This is a genomic window from Vibrio sp. R10-SF1-ISO8 (assembly GCF_059833805.1).
The window spans coordinates 416,984-432,979 of sequence record NZ_JCBDHL010000010.1; the positions used below are offsets into that span (position 1 = coordinate 416,984).

Annotated in this window: 14 protein-coding genes; 5 read left to right on the top strand and 9 right to left on the bottom strand. The window is 43.6% G+C overall.

From position 1 onward, the window contains the following. Position 1 precedes the first annotated feature (1 nt). The 6 genes from AC6R00_RS07510 to AC6R00_RS07535 all read right to left on the bottom strand — a co-directional run bounded on the left by AC6R00_RS07510 (position 2) and on the right by AC6R00_RS07535 (position 7,419). Complete coding sequence (locus AC6R00_RS07510; RefSeq protein WP_500639898.1) at positions 2-2,086, bottom strand: chemotaxis protein CheA; 2,085 nt, start codon at positions 2,084-2,086, stop codon at positions 2-4. Between the two features lie 42 nt (positions 2,087-2,128). After that, a complete protein-coding gene (locus AC6R00_RS07515; protein WP_500639899.1) occupies positions 2,129-2,488 on the bottom strand; it encodes a response regulator in 360 nt (119 codons plus the stop codon). 2 nt (positions 2,489-2,490) lie between these two features. Then, positions 2,491-2,775 carry an STAS domain-containing protein gene (locus tag AC6R00_RS07520; RefSeq protein WP_500639900.1) on the bottom strand — a complete coding sequence of 95 codons (285 nt, stop codon included), beginning with the start codon at positions 2,773-2,775 and terminating at the stop codon, positions 2,491-2,493. A 349-nt stretch (positions 2,776-3,124) separates the two neighbouring features. Continuing rightward, positions 3,125-5,134 carry a tRNA(Met) cytidine acetyltransferase TmcA gene (locus tag AC6R00_RS07525; RefSeq protein ID WP_500639901.1) on the bottom strand — a complete coding sequence of 670 codons (2,010 nt, stop codon included), beginning with the start codon at positions 5,132-5,134 and terminating at the stop codon, positions 3,125-3,127. Between the two features lie 88 nt (positions 5,135-5,222). Continuing rightward, on the bottom strand, positions 5,223-6,194 hold the full coding sequence (locus AC6R00_RS07530) for a ParB/RepB/Spo0J family partition protein (RefSeq protein WP_500639902.1): 972 nt from the start codon (positions 6,192-6,194) through the stop codon (positions 5,223-5,225). A gap of 7 nt (positions 6,195-6,201) precedes the next feature. After that, the gene (locus AC6R00_RS07535) at positions 6,202-7,419 is read right to left on the bottom strand and encodes a ParA family protein (RefSeq protein WP_004746316.1); all 1,218 of its coding nucleotides are present in this window, start codon (positions 7,417-7,419) and stop codon (positions 6,202-6,204) included. Positions 7,420-8,658: 1,239 nt separating this feature from the next. On the opposite strand from AC6R00_RS07535, the gene AC6R00_RS07540 reads away from it, so the two are divergent. From AC6R00_RS07540 to AC6R00_RS07550, 3 genes are all read left to right on the top strand, one after another. Beyond that, positions 8,659-10,629 (top strand): replication initiator protein RctB domain-containing protein, encoded by a 1,971-nt coding sequence (locus tag AC6R00_RS07540; RefSeq protein WP_272787769.1) that lies wholly within the window; start codon positions 8,659-8,661, stop codon positions 10,627-10,629. 496 nt (positions 10,630-11,125) lie between these two features. Next, on the top strand, positions 11,126-11,767 hold the full coding sequence (locus AC6R00_RS07545; RefSeq protein WP_500639903.1) for a hypothetical protein: 642 nt from the start codon (positions 11,126-11,128) through the stop codon (positions 11,765-11,767). Positions 11,768-11,785: 18 nt separating this feature from the next. Then, positions 11,786-12,661 carry an alpha/beta hydrolase gene (locus AC6R00_RS07550; RefSeq protein WP_500639904.1) on the top strand — a complete coding sequence of 292 codons (876 nt, stop codon included), beginning with the start codon at positions 11,786-11,788 and terminating at the stop codon, positions 12,659-12,661. 71 nt (positions 12,662-12,732) lie between these two features. Here AC6R00_RS07550 and AC6R00_RS07555 read toward each other — a convergent pair whose 3' ends face one another. Genes AC6R00_RS07555 through AC6R00_RS07565 form a run of 3 tightly spaced genes read right to left on the bottom strand, consistent with a single transcriptional unit; the run spans position 12,733 to position 14,983 of the window. Continuing rightward, complete coding sequence (locus tag AC6R00_RS07555) at positions 12,733-13,209, bottom strand: transcriptional regulator (RefSeq protein WP_500639905.1); 477 nt, start codon at positions 13,207-13,209, stop codon at positions 12,733-12,735. Then, a complete protein-coding gene (locus AC6R00_RS07560; protein WP_500639906.1) occupies positions 13,206-14,138 on the bottom strand; it encodes an ATP-binding cassette domain-containing protein in 933 nt (310 codons plus the stop codon). Before AC6R00_RS07560 ends, AC6R00_RS07555 begins: the two co-directional genes overlap by 4 nt. Beyond that, a complete protein-coding gene (locus AC6R00_RS07565) occupies positions 14,135-14,983 on the bottom strand; it encodes an ABC transporter ATP-binding protein (protein ID WP_500639907.1) in 849 nt (282 codons plus the stop codon). The genes AC6R00_RS07560 and AC6R00_RS07565 overlap by 4 nt, the downstream gene beginning before the upstream one ends. A gap of 360 nt (positions 14,984-15,343) precedes the next feature. Here AC6R00_RS07565 and AC6R00_RS07570 point away from each other — a divergent pair, with 360 nt between their 5' ends. Together AC6R00_RS07570 and AC6R00_RS07575 are read left to right on the top strand one after the other, a co-directional pair. Continuing rightward, positions 15,344-15,541 (top strand): PA3496 family putative envelope integrity protein, encoded by a 198-nt coding sequence (locus AC6R00_RS07570; RefSeq protein WP_004746308.1) that lies wholly within the window; start codon positions 15,344-15,346, stop codon positions 15,539-15,541. A 163-nt stretch (positions 15,542-15,704) separates the two neighbouring features. Beyond that, positions 15,705-15,914, top strand: a complete 210-nt coding sequence (locus tag AC6R00_RS07575) for a DUF3283 family protein (protein WP_038202197.1) — start codon at positions 15,705-15,707, stop codon at positions 15,912-15,914. Positions 15,915-15,996 lie beyond the last annotated feature (82 nt).

Below are 15,996 nucleotides of genomic sequence, written 5' to 3' on the forward strand. Positions count from 1 at the left end.
CTTAAGCTGCCACGCCTTTGTGAGTGGTTTCGGAGGCTCTTTTTAAGAAGTTGGTGATCAGCCCCTGAATATCGAGAATAAGCGATACCGAGCCATCCCCTAAAATGGTCGCACCTGAGATACCCGCGACTTTGCAGTAATTGGACTCCAAGCTCTTGATGACCACCTGCTGCTGATCAAGTAATTCATCAAGTAATAAGCCAACTCGATTACCAGCCGCTTCAACAAAACAGAGAATACGCTGCTCTAAGCCTTCGCTATTGCCCATTTCGAGCTCATCTTGAAGACGAAGAATTGGAATGTTTTCTTCACGGAGGCGATAAAGTTCGATTCCTCCAGAGGCGAGCTTGATGCAGTTGGGATCAATTTGAATCGATTCAACAATCGTAAGGAGTGGGATCACATACACTTCACCACCCACTCTGACTAACTGTCCATCAAGAATGGCAAGGGTTAATGGCAAACTAATCGTAAAGCAACTCCCCGCACCAAGCGCAGATTCCACTTCAATATGCCCACCAAGCTCTTCGATATTTCGGCGCACGACATCCATGCCGACGCCGCGACCGGATATATCAGAAACCTCTTCTGCGGTAGAGAAGCCAGGGGCAAAAATCAGATTCATGATTTGTTTATCGGAATACTCTTCGCGGCGAGACTCCGCAGCAAGTACGCCTTTTTCGAGTGCTTTGTTCCACAGCTTGTCGCAATTTAGGCCCGCACCATCATCCTTAATTTCAATGACAATCGAGCCCCCCTGATGATAGGCGTTGAGCTCAATAGTCCCCATTTCACTCTTACCTGCTTCAAGGCGCTGCTGGGGTTGTTCGATGCCGTGATCGATACCATTTCTAACTAGGTGAACTAAAGGATCGACAATTCGCTCTAGAACGGTTTTGTCTAATTCGGTTTGCTCGCCTTTAATTTGTAGATCCACTTGTTTATCCAATCGACTCGACAAGTCGCGGACAAGGCGTGGAAAACGACTGAAAGCAAAGCTCATCGGTAACATCCGGATATTGAGGACATTTTCTTGTAAGTCTTTGCTGTTCTGCAGCAACTGATCTAAGCCGGTTTTGAGTTTTTCTAGCTTTTCAATGGTGAAGTCGTTACCAATTTCAGTCAGCATAGATTGTGTAATGACGAGCTCACCGACTAAGTTAATCAAGCTATCGACCTTATCGATATCGACGCGAATTGAACTTACATTGGAGTCTGACTTAGCCACCTTAGTCGATTTATTCGGTTCTTTGCTTTGTGCGGTATTCACTACCTCGGGAGTAGCGCTTACCACGCCCTCAGCTTTACTTTGCTGTTTGGCATTTTCGATAAGATCTGAAGACTGTTCTTCTTGCTGCAGTTGCGGTGTTTGCTCAATCTTTAGGTCACACTCATCTTCAACCCATTCGAACACTTCATGGATTTGCGCTTCTTCAACGCTGCTATCTAAACTAGCAGTCCAAGCAAGGAAACACAGCTCGGCTTCAATGTCATCGATTTCTGGAAGTTTTGTCGTATCTACAAAGATCTGACAAGACTCGTCTAACTCTTTCAATTCACGGAGAATACGTAATGGGTCATTGCCACTAAAAAACATTTCAGGGTGAGGAGAGAAGGTGATCTTCCAAGGTTGATTCGAACCCTTGCTACTAGTTGCTGGATTCTGTTCGGATTGAACATCGACTGTCTCTGATGGCGCCTCACTGAGCAACTGTGCTAACTTAACTCCGACTTCTTCTTTTAGCGCGACGTTAACTTCGTTACCCAACTCGTGACCTTCGAGCATGCTGTGAATACAGTCACCACTTTTAAGCAATAGGTCGATCGTTTCAGCGGAAAGTGAACGCTCATTGTTGCGCACCAAATCGAGATAGGCTTCGACGTTGTGAGTAAACTCACTAATATCAAGTAGGTTAAACGTCCCTGCCCCTCCCTTAATCGAGTGGGCTGCACGGAATATGGTGTTGATTGACTCTTCTTCTACCTGAGCCGGGTCTAAGTTAAGTAGTACATCTTCAAGCACTTCAAGATTTTCACGACACTCCTCGTAAAACATCTTGCGCAGCTGTTCCATATCTAAAGCCATATTGTAGCCTCACCAATTGACGTTGCTGTGAGAAGAAACCGTTTAGATTACGCGTTTTAGTGTTTTTAATAACGTATCTGGATTAAACGGTTTCACTAACCAACCTGTTGCTCCCGCTGACTTACCTTGTTGCTTTTTATCTGTACTGGTTTCTGTTGTCAGCATCAGAATTGGGATAAATTTGTATTGTGGTTTTTCGCGCAGCGCCTTCACTAACTCAAAGCCTCCCATATTTGGCATGTTGACATCGGATATCACCACATCAAATTTGGCTGTTGTCACCTTGCTTAACGCATCTCTTCCATCATTTGCAGTTTCAACGTCATACCCTGCGTCGCGCAAAGTGTGACTCACCATCTGACGAATTGAGACGGAATCATCCACAGCTAGAATTTTAGTCATATTTACAGTTCTCCAACTTCGGTGTTCATATCAAAATGATCATCCAGTCCAAGTGTACTAATACCTTCGATCAGTGACGGAGTAGGTTGTACTAATTGAATGTCTATCTGATTGGATTTGGCAGAGAGGAATAATGACGCCAGAGCCTGAATACCAGCAGCATCAACGCGGCTGACATGTGACGCATCTATATTGAGTTGATTGTCTTGAGCAAGCCAAGTTTTGTATTGGGTCGCGGAGTCGAGTACCGTTGAGATATCTAATGACTCAGGTAACAAACATTCCATGTTTTCAACCTTAACTACTTTGTTATTATTCCTAGCCGATATTAAGCATGTTGCTTAAGAATGAGTGTAGGAAGGAATCATTAATTCGCAAGTTGCTTATATACGGAATATGGATGAGTCTTTGTTGATAGATTTAAAGTTGCAGGAGATTATCTTTACTTTTTAGATAATTACATAGTGTTGCATTGTTTTAGGAAATTATGATTTTTTTCCAATGGATGAGCCAAGTTCTGATGAACAGCGTTAGGCGTGATTTCAATTTACAGTGTAAAAAAGTAGTTGTTTACACTGTAAATTCTTACTTTCATGGCCGCAGCCAACATTGTTTTACAGTGTAAATTTGGGCAGCTTAATTACCAACGTAACTATTACTAATGATAGAGGTAAGAAGCTGAGCTCTAAACTCCTGTTCTGCCTGCTTACTCCCAGCAAAACCGAACTCTCTAGCGCACCATTGCCAGTCTTTACGTTGAACAACCTTTCGAATGAAAAAGTCACTCATGGTATCCAATACATGCGGCGAGTTCTTCCACCATAGATCGAGCAATGGAACTACGCTGTCAAAGCTCGCTCCCCCGTTGCAATAGTTTTTTATTAGGCTATTCAGTTTAGGCTTTTCAACGGAAGCATTATCTTTTGCGAGTAAACTACGGACAAGTTCAATCTCAAGTTCGCAGTAAGTTTCACTCACAGCATATTGGAAAGAGAGATCAAAATAACCCTCGACTTGATGCCCCCAATCAATGTCACCGCTTAGCATGACGACTGAATAAGTGCCACTCGCCTGCTCTCTCTGGCTGCCTAGCTTAACGGGAAAAAAACCACAGCTACGCCAAAAATGAATCAGTTCCGCAGTGGCACCAAAGCTGGTGGAGCAAAAATCGTAACGACCGCTTTGGATAAGTTGCTTGACCATAGCATTGCCGATACCTGCTCTTTGCATACTAGGGTGAACGGCGATGCGCATAATTCGTTGGCTCGACTGCAAAGCGGCCTCAGTCACGCCAAGTTGATTGGCTAATAAACTTGGCACTAAATGTCCTCGTGGGCGGCGCTTACCTAACTGAACTTGCTCAACCAATTCCGGAGATAACCTCCCCTCTTCTACTGTGAGCATGCAACCTAGACATTGGTCATCCTCCAATATCGCATGTAGCTGTATCGCATCATCTTCAAGTAACAGCATTAAGTCATTGGGAGAGGTCTGATAATGAGCATTCACCAATAAAGCAAAACACCTTCTTAGAATCGAAGCTTGAGCGACGAGCTTTCGCTTATCTAACTGGATAAGTTGATTCGACGAAGCTTGCTGTTTCACATCGGCCAAATCAGCATTTAATAGGAACGTATCAAAGAGCCATTGCTCAAGCGGGTCACCCACGCTCCAACGGATGGGTGCATCCAAATGGAAAAACCGAGCACCAGGACGTTGTTGCTTTAGCCATGTTTGGAATTTAACACTAAAGCCTCGGCCACATCCTTCATAGCCATGAATCGTGGTCGAAAAAACAGCGCGATGATGCTGTTCAACCATAGTCTTCAACATGGGAATGGGGATAGCTGACGCTTCATCGACAAACAGACAATCACACGTTTTCTGGCTGCGAAGCAGTTCATCCGGCGCAACAAACTCTAGCACTGATTGCTGAAATTGAAGACGGCCTTTATCAGCAGTTGCTTGAGGTAGCAACCGTTGAGCATGCTCAAAAACTGGCTGAACGGTCGCTAAACTTGGTGCCGTCACCACGATATGGATAGACCGTTCTTGCATCAGTTTCGCGGCAGCAATACCCAAAGCACTGCTTTTTCCTCTGCCACGATCAGCGGTCATCACTAGAGGACGCTTGCGATGCCCTTCAACGACTTTAAGGATTTTCTCAATAGCCTGGTTTTGCTGTTCAAACTTTTCATGAGCTTGGTTTTCACTGCACGGAGGCATTGATAACTTGCCGTCCTCTTCAACCACAATGAGATTGTGAAAAGCATTGTTTAACCATGTTTGGGCAAGCGTTGGGCTACTGGTTTTCTCAGGTAGAATGATCACCAGCCCACCACCTTTCACACAACCTGTTGCAGCAGTGAAGCTATTAGCGTCAAACCCTTCCCGGAAATCACAGCACAACAATAGGCATTCTTGCCCTAAGAGCTGATGACCCTTCTTGAAGCCGACTTGTTTTTCCACCTCATCATTACAATCGCCCCCAAGCAAGAAAATGTCTTTACCAACAACCAAAGAAAAAAGAGTATCGAGGCATTGCTTCTGCCAATGCTCACTACCTTGTAACACAACACCATAGCGATGGTTAGACTTAGCGGACAACGCGAGCAAGTTGGAAAAATAGTCTTTGATTGCAGTCATAAACTCATAAGCACGATAGGATTGGAGTTAGCGATATTATGGCATAAAAAAAGCCGCAAATAGCGGCTTAATAAATGAGTGTGATGACTTAGTGTAGCTTCTTCGCAACTAGGTCTAGTAACTCTTGCATCAAAGTGTCATCAACCTTTTTCAAGTTTAACGTCAAGTTGCTGCCTTTGCGGGTATAGCTAGCGCGACCCTTCACTAACTCTGTTTTAGCCACGGCGGATTTCTTAGTTGGTGATAGCTCTTCAATCCAAGCTTCGATGGTTTCTGTCACTTCTTTAGTGATTCGAGCCACCCCTTGAGATTGAGTACGCTGCCAAACAAAACCTTCATCTGAGCTGCACTTATTGAGAAGTTTGCTCTGCTTATCTGACTCCATAGCATTAAATTGCTTATGCAGTTTAACGATTGTTGGGCGGCCCAGCTCAGCCACATTTGGGTAAGCTTGTAGAAGTTCAAGCGGAAGATCAGCAGCTTTGAGTGCGCCACTCACTAGTGCTTCACTGCACTGGAACATCTTGGCTAAAGCTTTTTGGTCTTCAGCTTCCCCACTTTCCAGTTTAGCTAGCATCTCGCGACCTTTCTCATACAAAGACAAAGGTTTATGAGCGTTCGCGACGTCAGACAAGAACTTAGCGTGTTCAGTGCTAATATTCTCTCCGACATAAATCATGAACTCTTTGTCTGCAAGAATACAAGACATGCGACGGCGACTACCATCAAGGACTTCAATCTTGCCATCTTCACGTCGACGACCGACTGCTGGATATTGCTGACCACGCTCTTTCAACGTAACCAATACATCTGATAACGCATGTTCGTTTAAGAACGACTGCTCACGAGCGTTTTCTGCAAATACAACCGTTGACTCACCTATTTTTTCAACAGGAATACGCACTAATTCGAATTGAACTTTCTCTTCACCAGCAACGGCAAGTTCAATCACCTGAGCTTGTTCTTTCGCCGCTTGTTGCGCTTCTTGCGGTGTAGTGACATGACGCTTATTCGCCTTGCCAAATAATCTCGCGTTTAAATCTGAAGTTTTAATTGCCATTTTCTAATTACCCCTGATTTAATGATGACCAATGACTATGCAGAACTCGTTCAAGTTCTAATGCACTTTTTTGCACCGCATCTTGCGCAGTCGCTAGGGTTTTCTTACCCCCTTCAAAGTCGCCTGTCGTCAAGTCAAATACCGTGCTGTAGGTATCAGCACATGTTTCAAAAGCGCGGCTGCGAGGAATAGTCGCCATCGTTACTTGATCACCTAATAAATAATTCATTTCGGTTAATACTGCGACCTGCTTTTTGTTGTCATCTTCAAACATAGTCGGCATCAGACGAACAAACTCAAGACCCTGCCAATCTTCTGGGAACATTTCGTACACAGTTGGCAAATGCTGGAAGAAGTTAACCGTTGATGCCCAGTCCAAACGCTTCGCAGCACACGGAATCAGTAGCGCGTTTGAGGCGTACATAGCGTTCCATACCAGTGGATCGACGTGTGGGCCAGTATCAATCATGATGACATCGAAGTCGTCAGCAATCTGATCGATCAGTTTTTCCTTCAGCAGCTTCACGATATCCAAAGACTGATTCTGCGATAAGTGTTGCCACGCTTCAGCGTTAAACATCGCGTCTTCAGGGAAAGCAGAAACCGTCTTTAAGTTTGGATACTGTGTGGGCAGCAGGACATTTTTATGTAGGAACTCGTTATCGACTTCCACCCCTTCTGGCACATTATCCAACATGATATCAACGGCTGAATAGATGTTGTCGTGGTCGGTCAGACTAATTTGCGGGTTTAAGAACAAACGTAGTGACCCTTGAGGATCTAAATCGATAAGACAAATACGGTAACGCTTATCTAAATTCAGCGCTAAGCAAGCCGCAAGGTGTACCGCTGTCATCGACTTACCTGTACCACCCTTTTGGTTTTGTACGTTGATGATCCATGGCTTATTGTCACCATTCTTCTTACGCTCATGAAACTTAGGGATGCCCGCCGCATCCATCAACATATGCGCTTCTTGCAAAGAGATTGAATAATGGTTGGCATTATTCTTAGTGAATTGGTGGCCAGACTCTTCAAGCTTGCTAATTGCATCATCCAATTTACGTCGAGTTAAGCCCGAACGCGTTTCCATCAACGCTTTCGACATTGGAGGAAAATGCTCATCGCTGCGTTCTTCCAAAACTATTTCGATACGATCAGCTTGAACCTGAGCTGTTTTTTCTGCTAGCTGAATGAGACTCTCAATCGTATGTTCTCGTTTCATTTGCCAAATTCCGTTAGTAGTGACCCGATGATTATTGTACAGCACTTTGCACAACATACAATAAAAAGGTGAACATGCAATTATAGATATTAATCACATTAAATAGAAATACGACATGTATTTTAAAGTCAAAGAGCAAAAACAGGTCAAATCATTGTTAAAAAGTTCTTTATAACAACCTTAAAGTCTAACAACAATAAAAGTGTTACAGCATCACTTATTTACAATGTAAAAATAATAGTAAATGCATCTAATCAGTTAACTCTCCGGAACGATTAAGAATTAGCTCTATTTTACGGTTGGTGCAATTTTGACTTAAGTCGCGCAGCAAAATGAAAAAGCCTCCACCCAAGTAGCTAAATTCGTTCATGCTAGAAATACACCGCGCTAGAACTTTACTGGAACAATGATCAAGGAAGGCATGGTGATCATGCTTTCGGTAACTTTGACTACTTAGGGAACGATGATCAAGGAAATTTCAGTTCGGAAACAAGGGGATTCTAGATCCTAAACAAATGATCAAAGATCGGAACAATGATCAAGTAACACTATCTACCGGAAGCATGAAAAAATACCATCGAATTACGGACGAATGCAGATGGACTAAGAGATAAGAGCCGACAAGGCATTAAGAGAACGAATTGTTGAACGACAACTTAATCAATGCAGGAACGATGTCATTTACTTGATCATGCTTTCGAAACAATGAAGACTAGCGATAAAAGCACAGCAAAATAGACGACTTGTCGTTCAACTAAAGATATTGTTCAGATAACAATCAATACCCGTTGTTACATCCGTCTTCCTTGATCATTGTTTCGGAAGTTAGGCCAGGAAAAAGAGAAGGTTTCGTCGTCAATCTCAAACAGTTATTCTTGGTCCTGTGGATAAAGTGTGTAGGGCTGATGATCATGCTTTCATAGGCACGTTGATCATAGATTCGAATTAATGATGATCATCGTTCTAGTAATATTTGATCATGCTTTCAAAGACTTATTGATCATGCTTTCGGGGTTATCATGATCATGCTTTCCAAAGGTTTTAAAAAAATCTCTTTATGTACATACACTTACAGACGTCAGAACGCCCGGATCAATAGATCATATAATCAATTAAGATCAGATTAATCAAAAAGATCAGTTATTTAAAAGCAATAATTTTTTCTTTATTTATGATCTTTTTTTCTTTATTCTTTCGGAACTATAGCGATATTACGGCTAGTGTGACACGGATCTAATAATGAGCTCAGACGAAAAACTACTGATCAAAGCGCCAAGAAGCCACAAAGATGGACACTTATTTGAAGTATCTGAAGTTGCTGTTAATTGGATAGAGCAGTATCAACACTTCAAAGGCGTTACCAAAAGTATCGTCGAACTTCTTAATCTTATCTCCCTAAGAGGCTTTAGCAGCAAAGATGGATTAGTTTCTACAACTGAACTGATTGATGCCACTGATGGTCAAGTAACCCGCGCAGCTATCCAGCAAAGGTTACGTGCAGCCGTCAATATTGGTCTTTTTCAGCAAGTTCCTGTTCGATTTGAAGAGGGTCTGGCTGGAAAAACCATGCTGCACCGTTTCGTGAACCCCAATCAGCTAATCTCCGTTTTAGGTGCAACGAGTCTGGTTACAGAGTCTGTTAAACAAACCGAGAAACAGAAACGCTCAAAAGCTTTGGCGCAAACTCAAGTCAATAAACGATTATTGAATGAGCACGGGCTAAACACGCCACCAGCAATGAAAGATGAAGCAGATCAGTTTGTGGTTTCACCAACCAACTGGGCAGGCATCATAGATCAAGCCTTAGCGCCACCACGTACCCGCAAAAGCTACCAAAAGAGCATGGTGTCGATCTCTGGTACACGCGCTGTGATCGAAACACGATCATCTAAAAATATTATGACGGTTGATGATCTGATGACCTTGTTCGCGCTGTTCACTTTGACGGTGCAATATCATGAACATCACCAACATCAGTATCAGTTAGATGGTACTCATGTGCCGAATAAAACCCCACTGTACATCACCGATATTCTTTCCCTGCGTGGAAAAAAAGACAGTGGTCCGGCTCGTGATTCTATTCGTGACAGTATTGATCGAATTGAGTTTACTGACTTCCAGTTGCACGAGCTGACTGGTCGATGGCTTAGTGAGAACATGCCAGAAGGCTTTAAGAGCGATCGTTTTAGATTTTTGGCCCGTACCATTACCGCATCGGAAGAAGCCCCCACAGAGGGCGCTGACGGCGAAATTCGCATTAAACCAAACCTATACATCCTAGTTTGGGAGCCGTCGTTCTATGAAGAACTGCTTACGCGCGATTATTTCTTCCTGTTTCCGCCTGAAATTCTAAAGCAGCACACATTAGTGTTTCAGTTGTATAGCTACTTCCGCAGCCGTATGTCTCGCCGTCATTCAGATGTGATGTTACTGAGTGAGTTGAACCAGAAACTGGCGCGAAATATTGAATGGCGTCGCTTCTCGATGGATTTGATCCGCGAGTTGAAAAGACTAGCTGAAGACAAGGGCACCGAAGATCTGTTTTTGGTCAATCTTTGGGGTTACCACCTAACGATCTCGGCAATGATCGAAAATGGCAAAGTCAAAGATTATCAATTTGATATCAAGTGTGATGCCGAAGAAGTGTTGCGTTACTCGCGCGCCCGAACCACCAATGCGGGTAAGCGTAATATGGCGCCAACCTTGCCAAACCCGCTTCGTAACGAAATGGTGTCAAAACAGCAGCTTGAAGAGATGTCTCAGATCATCGATGGTGAATTTGAGCCAATCCAACGCAAAGAGCGTTCACCGCGCGGTAAGTTAGGCCGTCGTGTTAAGCAACGTAAGCACCTGGTTGAGATCAATGCGGATGAGATTACCATTACTCTATCCAAATATACCTCCTCAGAGGCTCTAGAACGCTCTATATCGGCTTTAGCCGCTATGACAGGGCATTCCCATAGCTCAATTCAAGAAGAGTGTCTGGAGCTGATTGACAAGCTTGATTACCTCCGAGTCGGTCAAGAGGCGATTCCTTACGAGACGCTAAGCAAGATGGTAGAGCTCTACAATGGTCAAAGTGAGAACAAGCATTTGTCTATTGAGCGCTTAATTGCGGGCTTGGCTGTTCGTCGTAAGGTATGTAAACAAGTTTTTGAAGGTCACCTAGACGAAACTGTGTTCAGAGCGCTAGATGAGGTGGCAGTTTAAGCCATCAATTAGGGCAAGATATGAAGCCAGCGATTCAAACGCTGGCTTTTTTGTGTTTATTTACGCTGATATACACCTTGTTACATTCTTTGCGCTATTGAACAGAGCTACTACATTCCCCTGACAGTGCACTGACATTGGCTCAGGAGCAGTTGGATAATATTTATCCCGAATAGACAACCTTTTGTCCTTTCTGATGAATGAGGGATAGGATTATCCCTGATAGATTGGCTCATATTGTTACATTCATTCTGAATATTTTGCGAGTTCTCCGAGCTCGCTTTTTTTTGCCTAAAATTCAGCAGGTTATCTGATTGCTACGAAACGATGATCAAGGTAATCTCCCTTGATCATCTTTCCGTATTTTTTGCTAGCAAGCCTTTTAGTGGTTCTCAAGGTTAAAAAGACGCAATTATTAAGGCCATTCCTTTCATGTTTTATTGTGGAAATCGGTAGTACGCTCCGCTAATTATTTTTTGGTGAAGATGCTTCGTAGATGAATAGAAAAATAGCAGTACTGACGATTGCGGCAGTGATAGCTGGATGTGGGGGAGGCGATGGAGGAAGTACTCCATCAGTAACCAGTAATAGTCTAGTGAACTTGTCAACGCTATCAAATGCGTCTGCTGAGCTGCAAACAGTACAATGTAATCAACTACAGTTGGTTGGTAAGAATTATGCTCAGCCGAATACCGTTGATAGTTGCTGGCTTTTACAAGTTCCTGAAGACTACACGCAACCAAACAGTAAGAAGATTCAAATTGCAGTTGCTAAGACGAGTGCCCAAGGCGTTAAAAAAGGTTCATTTGTTTTCTTGGATGGTGGACCTGGAGGAATGTCACTAAACATTGCTGGCTATAGCAATAGTCACTTTCCTGCTCTTTCATCCAACCATGACATCTATTTTGTTGATCAGCGCGGTACTGGATACTCTACGCCTTCTTTGAGTTGTGATTTTGGTGACTCTGGTACGACTCAGCAAATCAAAGACTGCAAGAACAAGTATACTAACGGCGGAGTTGATTTAGAAAAATATACTAATGTTAACAACGCTCTAGATCTTCTTGTATTGGAGAAAAAGCTTACTGAAGCAAATCAACTTGAGAGTGGCTGGAAGCTCTATGGTGTCTCGTACTGAACCCGACTTGCTATGACTATGGCAAGAGAAGAACAAAAACAGATTGCAGCAGGCTACCAGCAGTCGAGCGCTATTAAAATGATGGTGTTGGATGGTGTATTCCCGATAGAGGTAAATGGCATTAAAGATATGCCTTGGTCAAACTATGAGTCACTTGATCGTTTGCTAGAGGTTTGTCGCCGAAGTGCGCCTTATTGCAATGAGAACACATTAAAATCTGACCTGAACACTCGTCTTGGCGAGATAGGCGAGCAGTATCGATTGCCGTTACTCAATTATCTAGTCCAGAATAGTATGAGTCGTACTTATAGTGTCGTTGGTGACAAAAAGTTTGAGCCAGTAGCACTTCTCAGGTTAAACAAAGCACAAATTGAATCCGATATAATCTCTATGGCAATAGATGAGTATAGTGCTACTGAACCAGATATGTTTGCGGGGATGGGGCTATCTAATATTTGTGCAGAAGAGCCAGTCAAGCCTGTCTATCATTCAGTTCATTCGAGCCGCGCTAAATGGGGAGAGCACGTGCAAAGTGTTGTCGATACTAGTCACCACCTAGGGTTGAGCAGTGAAGCGTGTGATGCTTGGAACATTAGCACTGTCCCATCGAGCAACTATACTTCTATGGCACCCGTGACTTATCCTGTGTTGTTACTAAATGGTGCCAATGATGGCCAAACTCCTCCTGCATGGGCTGAAGTTTCTTCGGTAAAGTTCTCAAATAAGTTAAGCCTGACATCTGATGATGGTGGTCATGGAATAATCACTGACGCGCGAGATGGGAAGAATATTTGTCTTAAAGATATAGTTTTCAGTGCGATCAATAAGCCAGAGACAATGCGTGATATCGATACTAGCTGCCTAAATACTAGTAACTTTAAATACAACCCTTAGTGACTCGTTATTGAATCTAAAATAGTACTCGCCCTCGTTAGATATGAGGGCGTTTTTGCATTGAATAGAAATTAATGCTTCCATAACGGGAAACCTTGATCATCGTTCCGTGGTTCATTCCAAGCATGGGCTGCCATAAACTGAACATGGGCATCGATCAACTGATGAGATTCTTCCTGCCAGCTGCAATGACTTTGTTGATTGCAGAACTCCAAGCTTAATACTGTCAGGTGCTGCATGCGCTTCATACACCAATCTTTTAGTTCTAGCTCACTGGCCGGATTCGAAACCACATTTTGCAGTTTGCTATAGGCCAGCTGTAGAAACTGGTACGCTTTATCAGGTGCGTCGTAACGAGTATGATTAAAGATACGCAGGCAACCATCTAACCAACAGGCAATCGCCTTACTTTGTTGACCAGAAATTAACGGCCCCCAAATTTGCTCTGGAGGTGACAGGATCAATGATTCAAGATTACTACCTTGATCATGCTTTCGGTGTTGATACCAGATCCCGATCTGTTCTACCCACATATCTAATTGACTCATGCTGCCTTAACCCAATGTTTTACAAAGTGATTTGGTCCGACTTGATCAAACCCTTCTTTAACAATCGCACTTTGCTCACGGATCTGATCAGCATCTAAAGAATAGTTTGGTTCATTTTCCACTAATTGACCAAATGGCAGATCGGGGTCGGGTACCGCAGAGATCAGTAGCTTGGTGTATGGATGTTGCGGATCAGTTAAGATCGCTTGAGTATCACCCCATTCAACAATTTGCCCCTTGTACATAACGGCGGTTTCTTCCGCAATGTAGTGCGCGGTCGCGAGATCGTGGGTTATGTACAAAAAGCCAATACCGAGCTCTTTTTTCATCCGTTGCATCAGGTTGAGGACACCTAGACGAATGGAGACATCCAGCATAGAGGTCGGCTCATCAGCAAGAATAACCTCAGCGCCTACCGCGAGTGCTCTTGCCAGATTCACCCTTTGTCTTTGGCCGCCGCTTAGCTCATGTGGGTACTTGCCTAAGGTATCAGGAGCCAGTTCCACTAACTCGATCAGCTCCTTCAGCCTAGAAGGAATATCGGCTTTGTTTGCCACTTGTTTGTGTATCTTCAGTGGACGAGTTAAATGGTGCTCAATGGTTTGGGTTGGATTTAACGAGCCAAATGGGTCTTGAAACACCATTTGCACCTTGCTGCGATAATCTAGAAGCTCTTTCTTACTGGTGATTTCATCGATGTTCTTGCCGTTAAACAGGATCTCGCCAGATGTAGTTGGGTAAACCTTAGTGATCAAGCGTGCGCAAGTACTTTTACCACAGCCAGATTCTCCAACTAGCGCTAAGGTACGGCCTTTATGCAGGTTGAGGGTTATCCCTTGCAGGGCTTTAAATCGCTCAACAGACGCAAACCCTCCGCCAATAGTGAACTCTTTAACCACGTTGTTAAGTTGAATGATGGGTTGGCTCATGCGAGGGCTCCTTGCTGTTGATGTTTACCTTCGTGAATGTTCGGGAATGAAGCCCATAGCTTTTGTGTATATGGGTGCTGAGGGTTGTTGCGAATTTGCTTAGACTGATTAACCTCGACAATTTCGCCATGGCGCATGATGGCAATGCGGTCGCATAATTGGCTCATCAGGGCTAAATCGTGGGTAATAAACAGCACCGAGAATCCAAACTCTTCACGTAGTTGATAGATTTGCTGCAATATTTCGCGCTGGACCACCACATCGAGTGCTGTAGTCGGCTCATCCATAATGATTAGCTTTGGATTGAGTGATAGAGCAATCGCGATGACCAATCGCTGTCTCATACCACCACTGAACTGGTGAGGGTACTCAGTGAGTCGCTCTCGGGGAATGTTGACTAAATCGAGTAGTTTTTCCGCGCGATCTTTGGCTTGTTCCTCACTCATGCCTCTATGGTGGCGCAGTACATCGGCAAATTGCTCTTGAATTGGCAACACGGGATTAAGTGAGTTCATGGCACTTTGAAAGACCATAGCAATTTCGCTCCAGCGGATAGCACCGAGATCTTTATCGGATAGCCTAAGTAGGTCTTGCCCCTCGAAATGAATTTCGCCGCCAGAGATAAACGCAGGTGGCTTATGTAGACGATTAATTGCAAAAGCGATGGTGCTTTTACCACAACCTGATTCGCCGGCAAGGCCAAATATTTCACCTTTACCAATGTCAAAACTGACTGACTTCACTGCGTTGAAGTCGCCCGTGTCGGTAATGTAGTCGACACATAAATCCCGAACCTTGATGATCGGGTCTGCATGATAGGCATGCGTGCTGGTTAGTTTACTCATAATCTTACTCAAAAACACAAAAGATAATGATTATCATTAACTCTTATTTTTTGAGTGAAAAGAAGTACGATTGAAAACAGTGAAGTGACTCGAAAAATGCGCTCAGAATGTGTTCAGCACTGGGGGCTAGAGAAGAAAACACTTAAGAAAAAATGAGACCCGGATCGCCTTCATTTCTGTAGGGGTAATCCTTTAAATGTACTGTGCGACAACGGCAGGCGCAAAACTTATTTATACAAAAAACAGTAAGAGTTTCTGAACTATTAGCACAATCACATTATGGGACTAAAATTCTTAACAAGGGGCGAGAGGTTTTGCTACAGATTACCTGTCCCTAGCATGGTTTGTTCGGAGGTTATTATGTCCATTAATTCTATTGACCATGATGAAATGAGTAAAATTGCTGGCAAGTGGGACTTCACGGAAGAAGTAGAGTCACAAAAGCCGACTAAGGGTGCCAAATCTGCCGAAGCTCGTCGTCGTATCGAAGCATTAAAAGAGATTCGTGAGAGTGGGTTAACTATCGAAGAGGCAAAGGAACTAGGCATTCTGCACTAGTTGTGACACACATATGCGATTACCTAAGGGGGGCACAGGAAAGCCCCCCTTTGTTTTTGAGAGTTTTTTGATCTAACCCTTCACTCCCTCTGCAATTCCTCGCTACATTCGCGTTGGGTGTGGTATATTCCCTCCCCATATTTTTACAGATTTAAATTTTGCTATGTCGATAAACCTGTCAACTCTCCCTGCAAGCGAAAAAAACAAGATTGAACTTGATAAGCAAGCCTCATTTTTGGTTTGGAAGCTTCGTGAAGCGAAAGCTGTGCCTGATGAGATTGATCAGGAGGCAGCCAAAATTGCCGATGAAGAAGAAAAGGCTTCATTCCTAGAGTCTGTAGCTAAATATAAGCGAGTAATGGGCGTCGCGTAACGTAACCATTTCCTCTGCAAGGCGAGAAATTGAAATGTGCTCGCTTTTTGCTAAAATCCTTCGCGTTAAATTGAATTAGAGA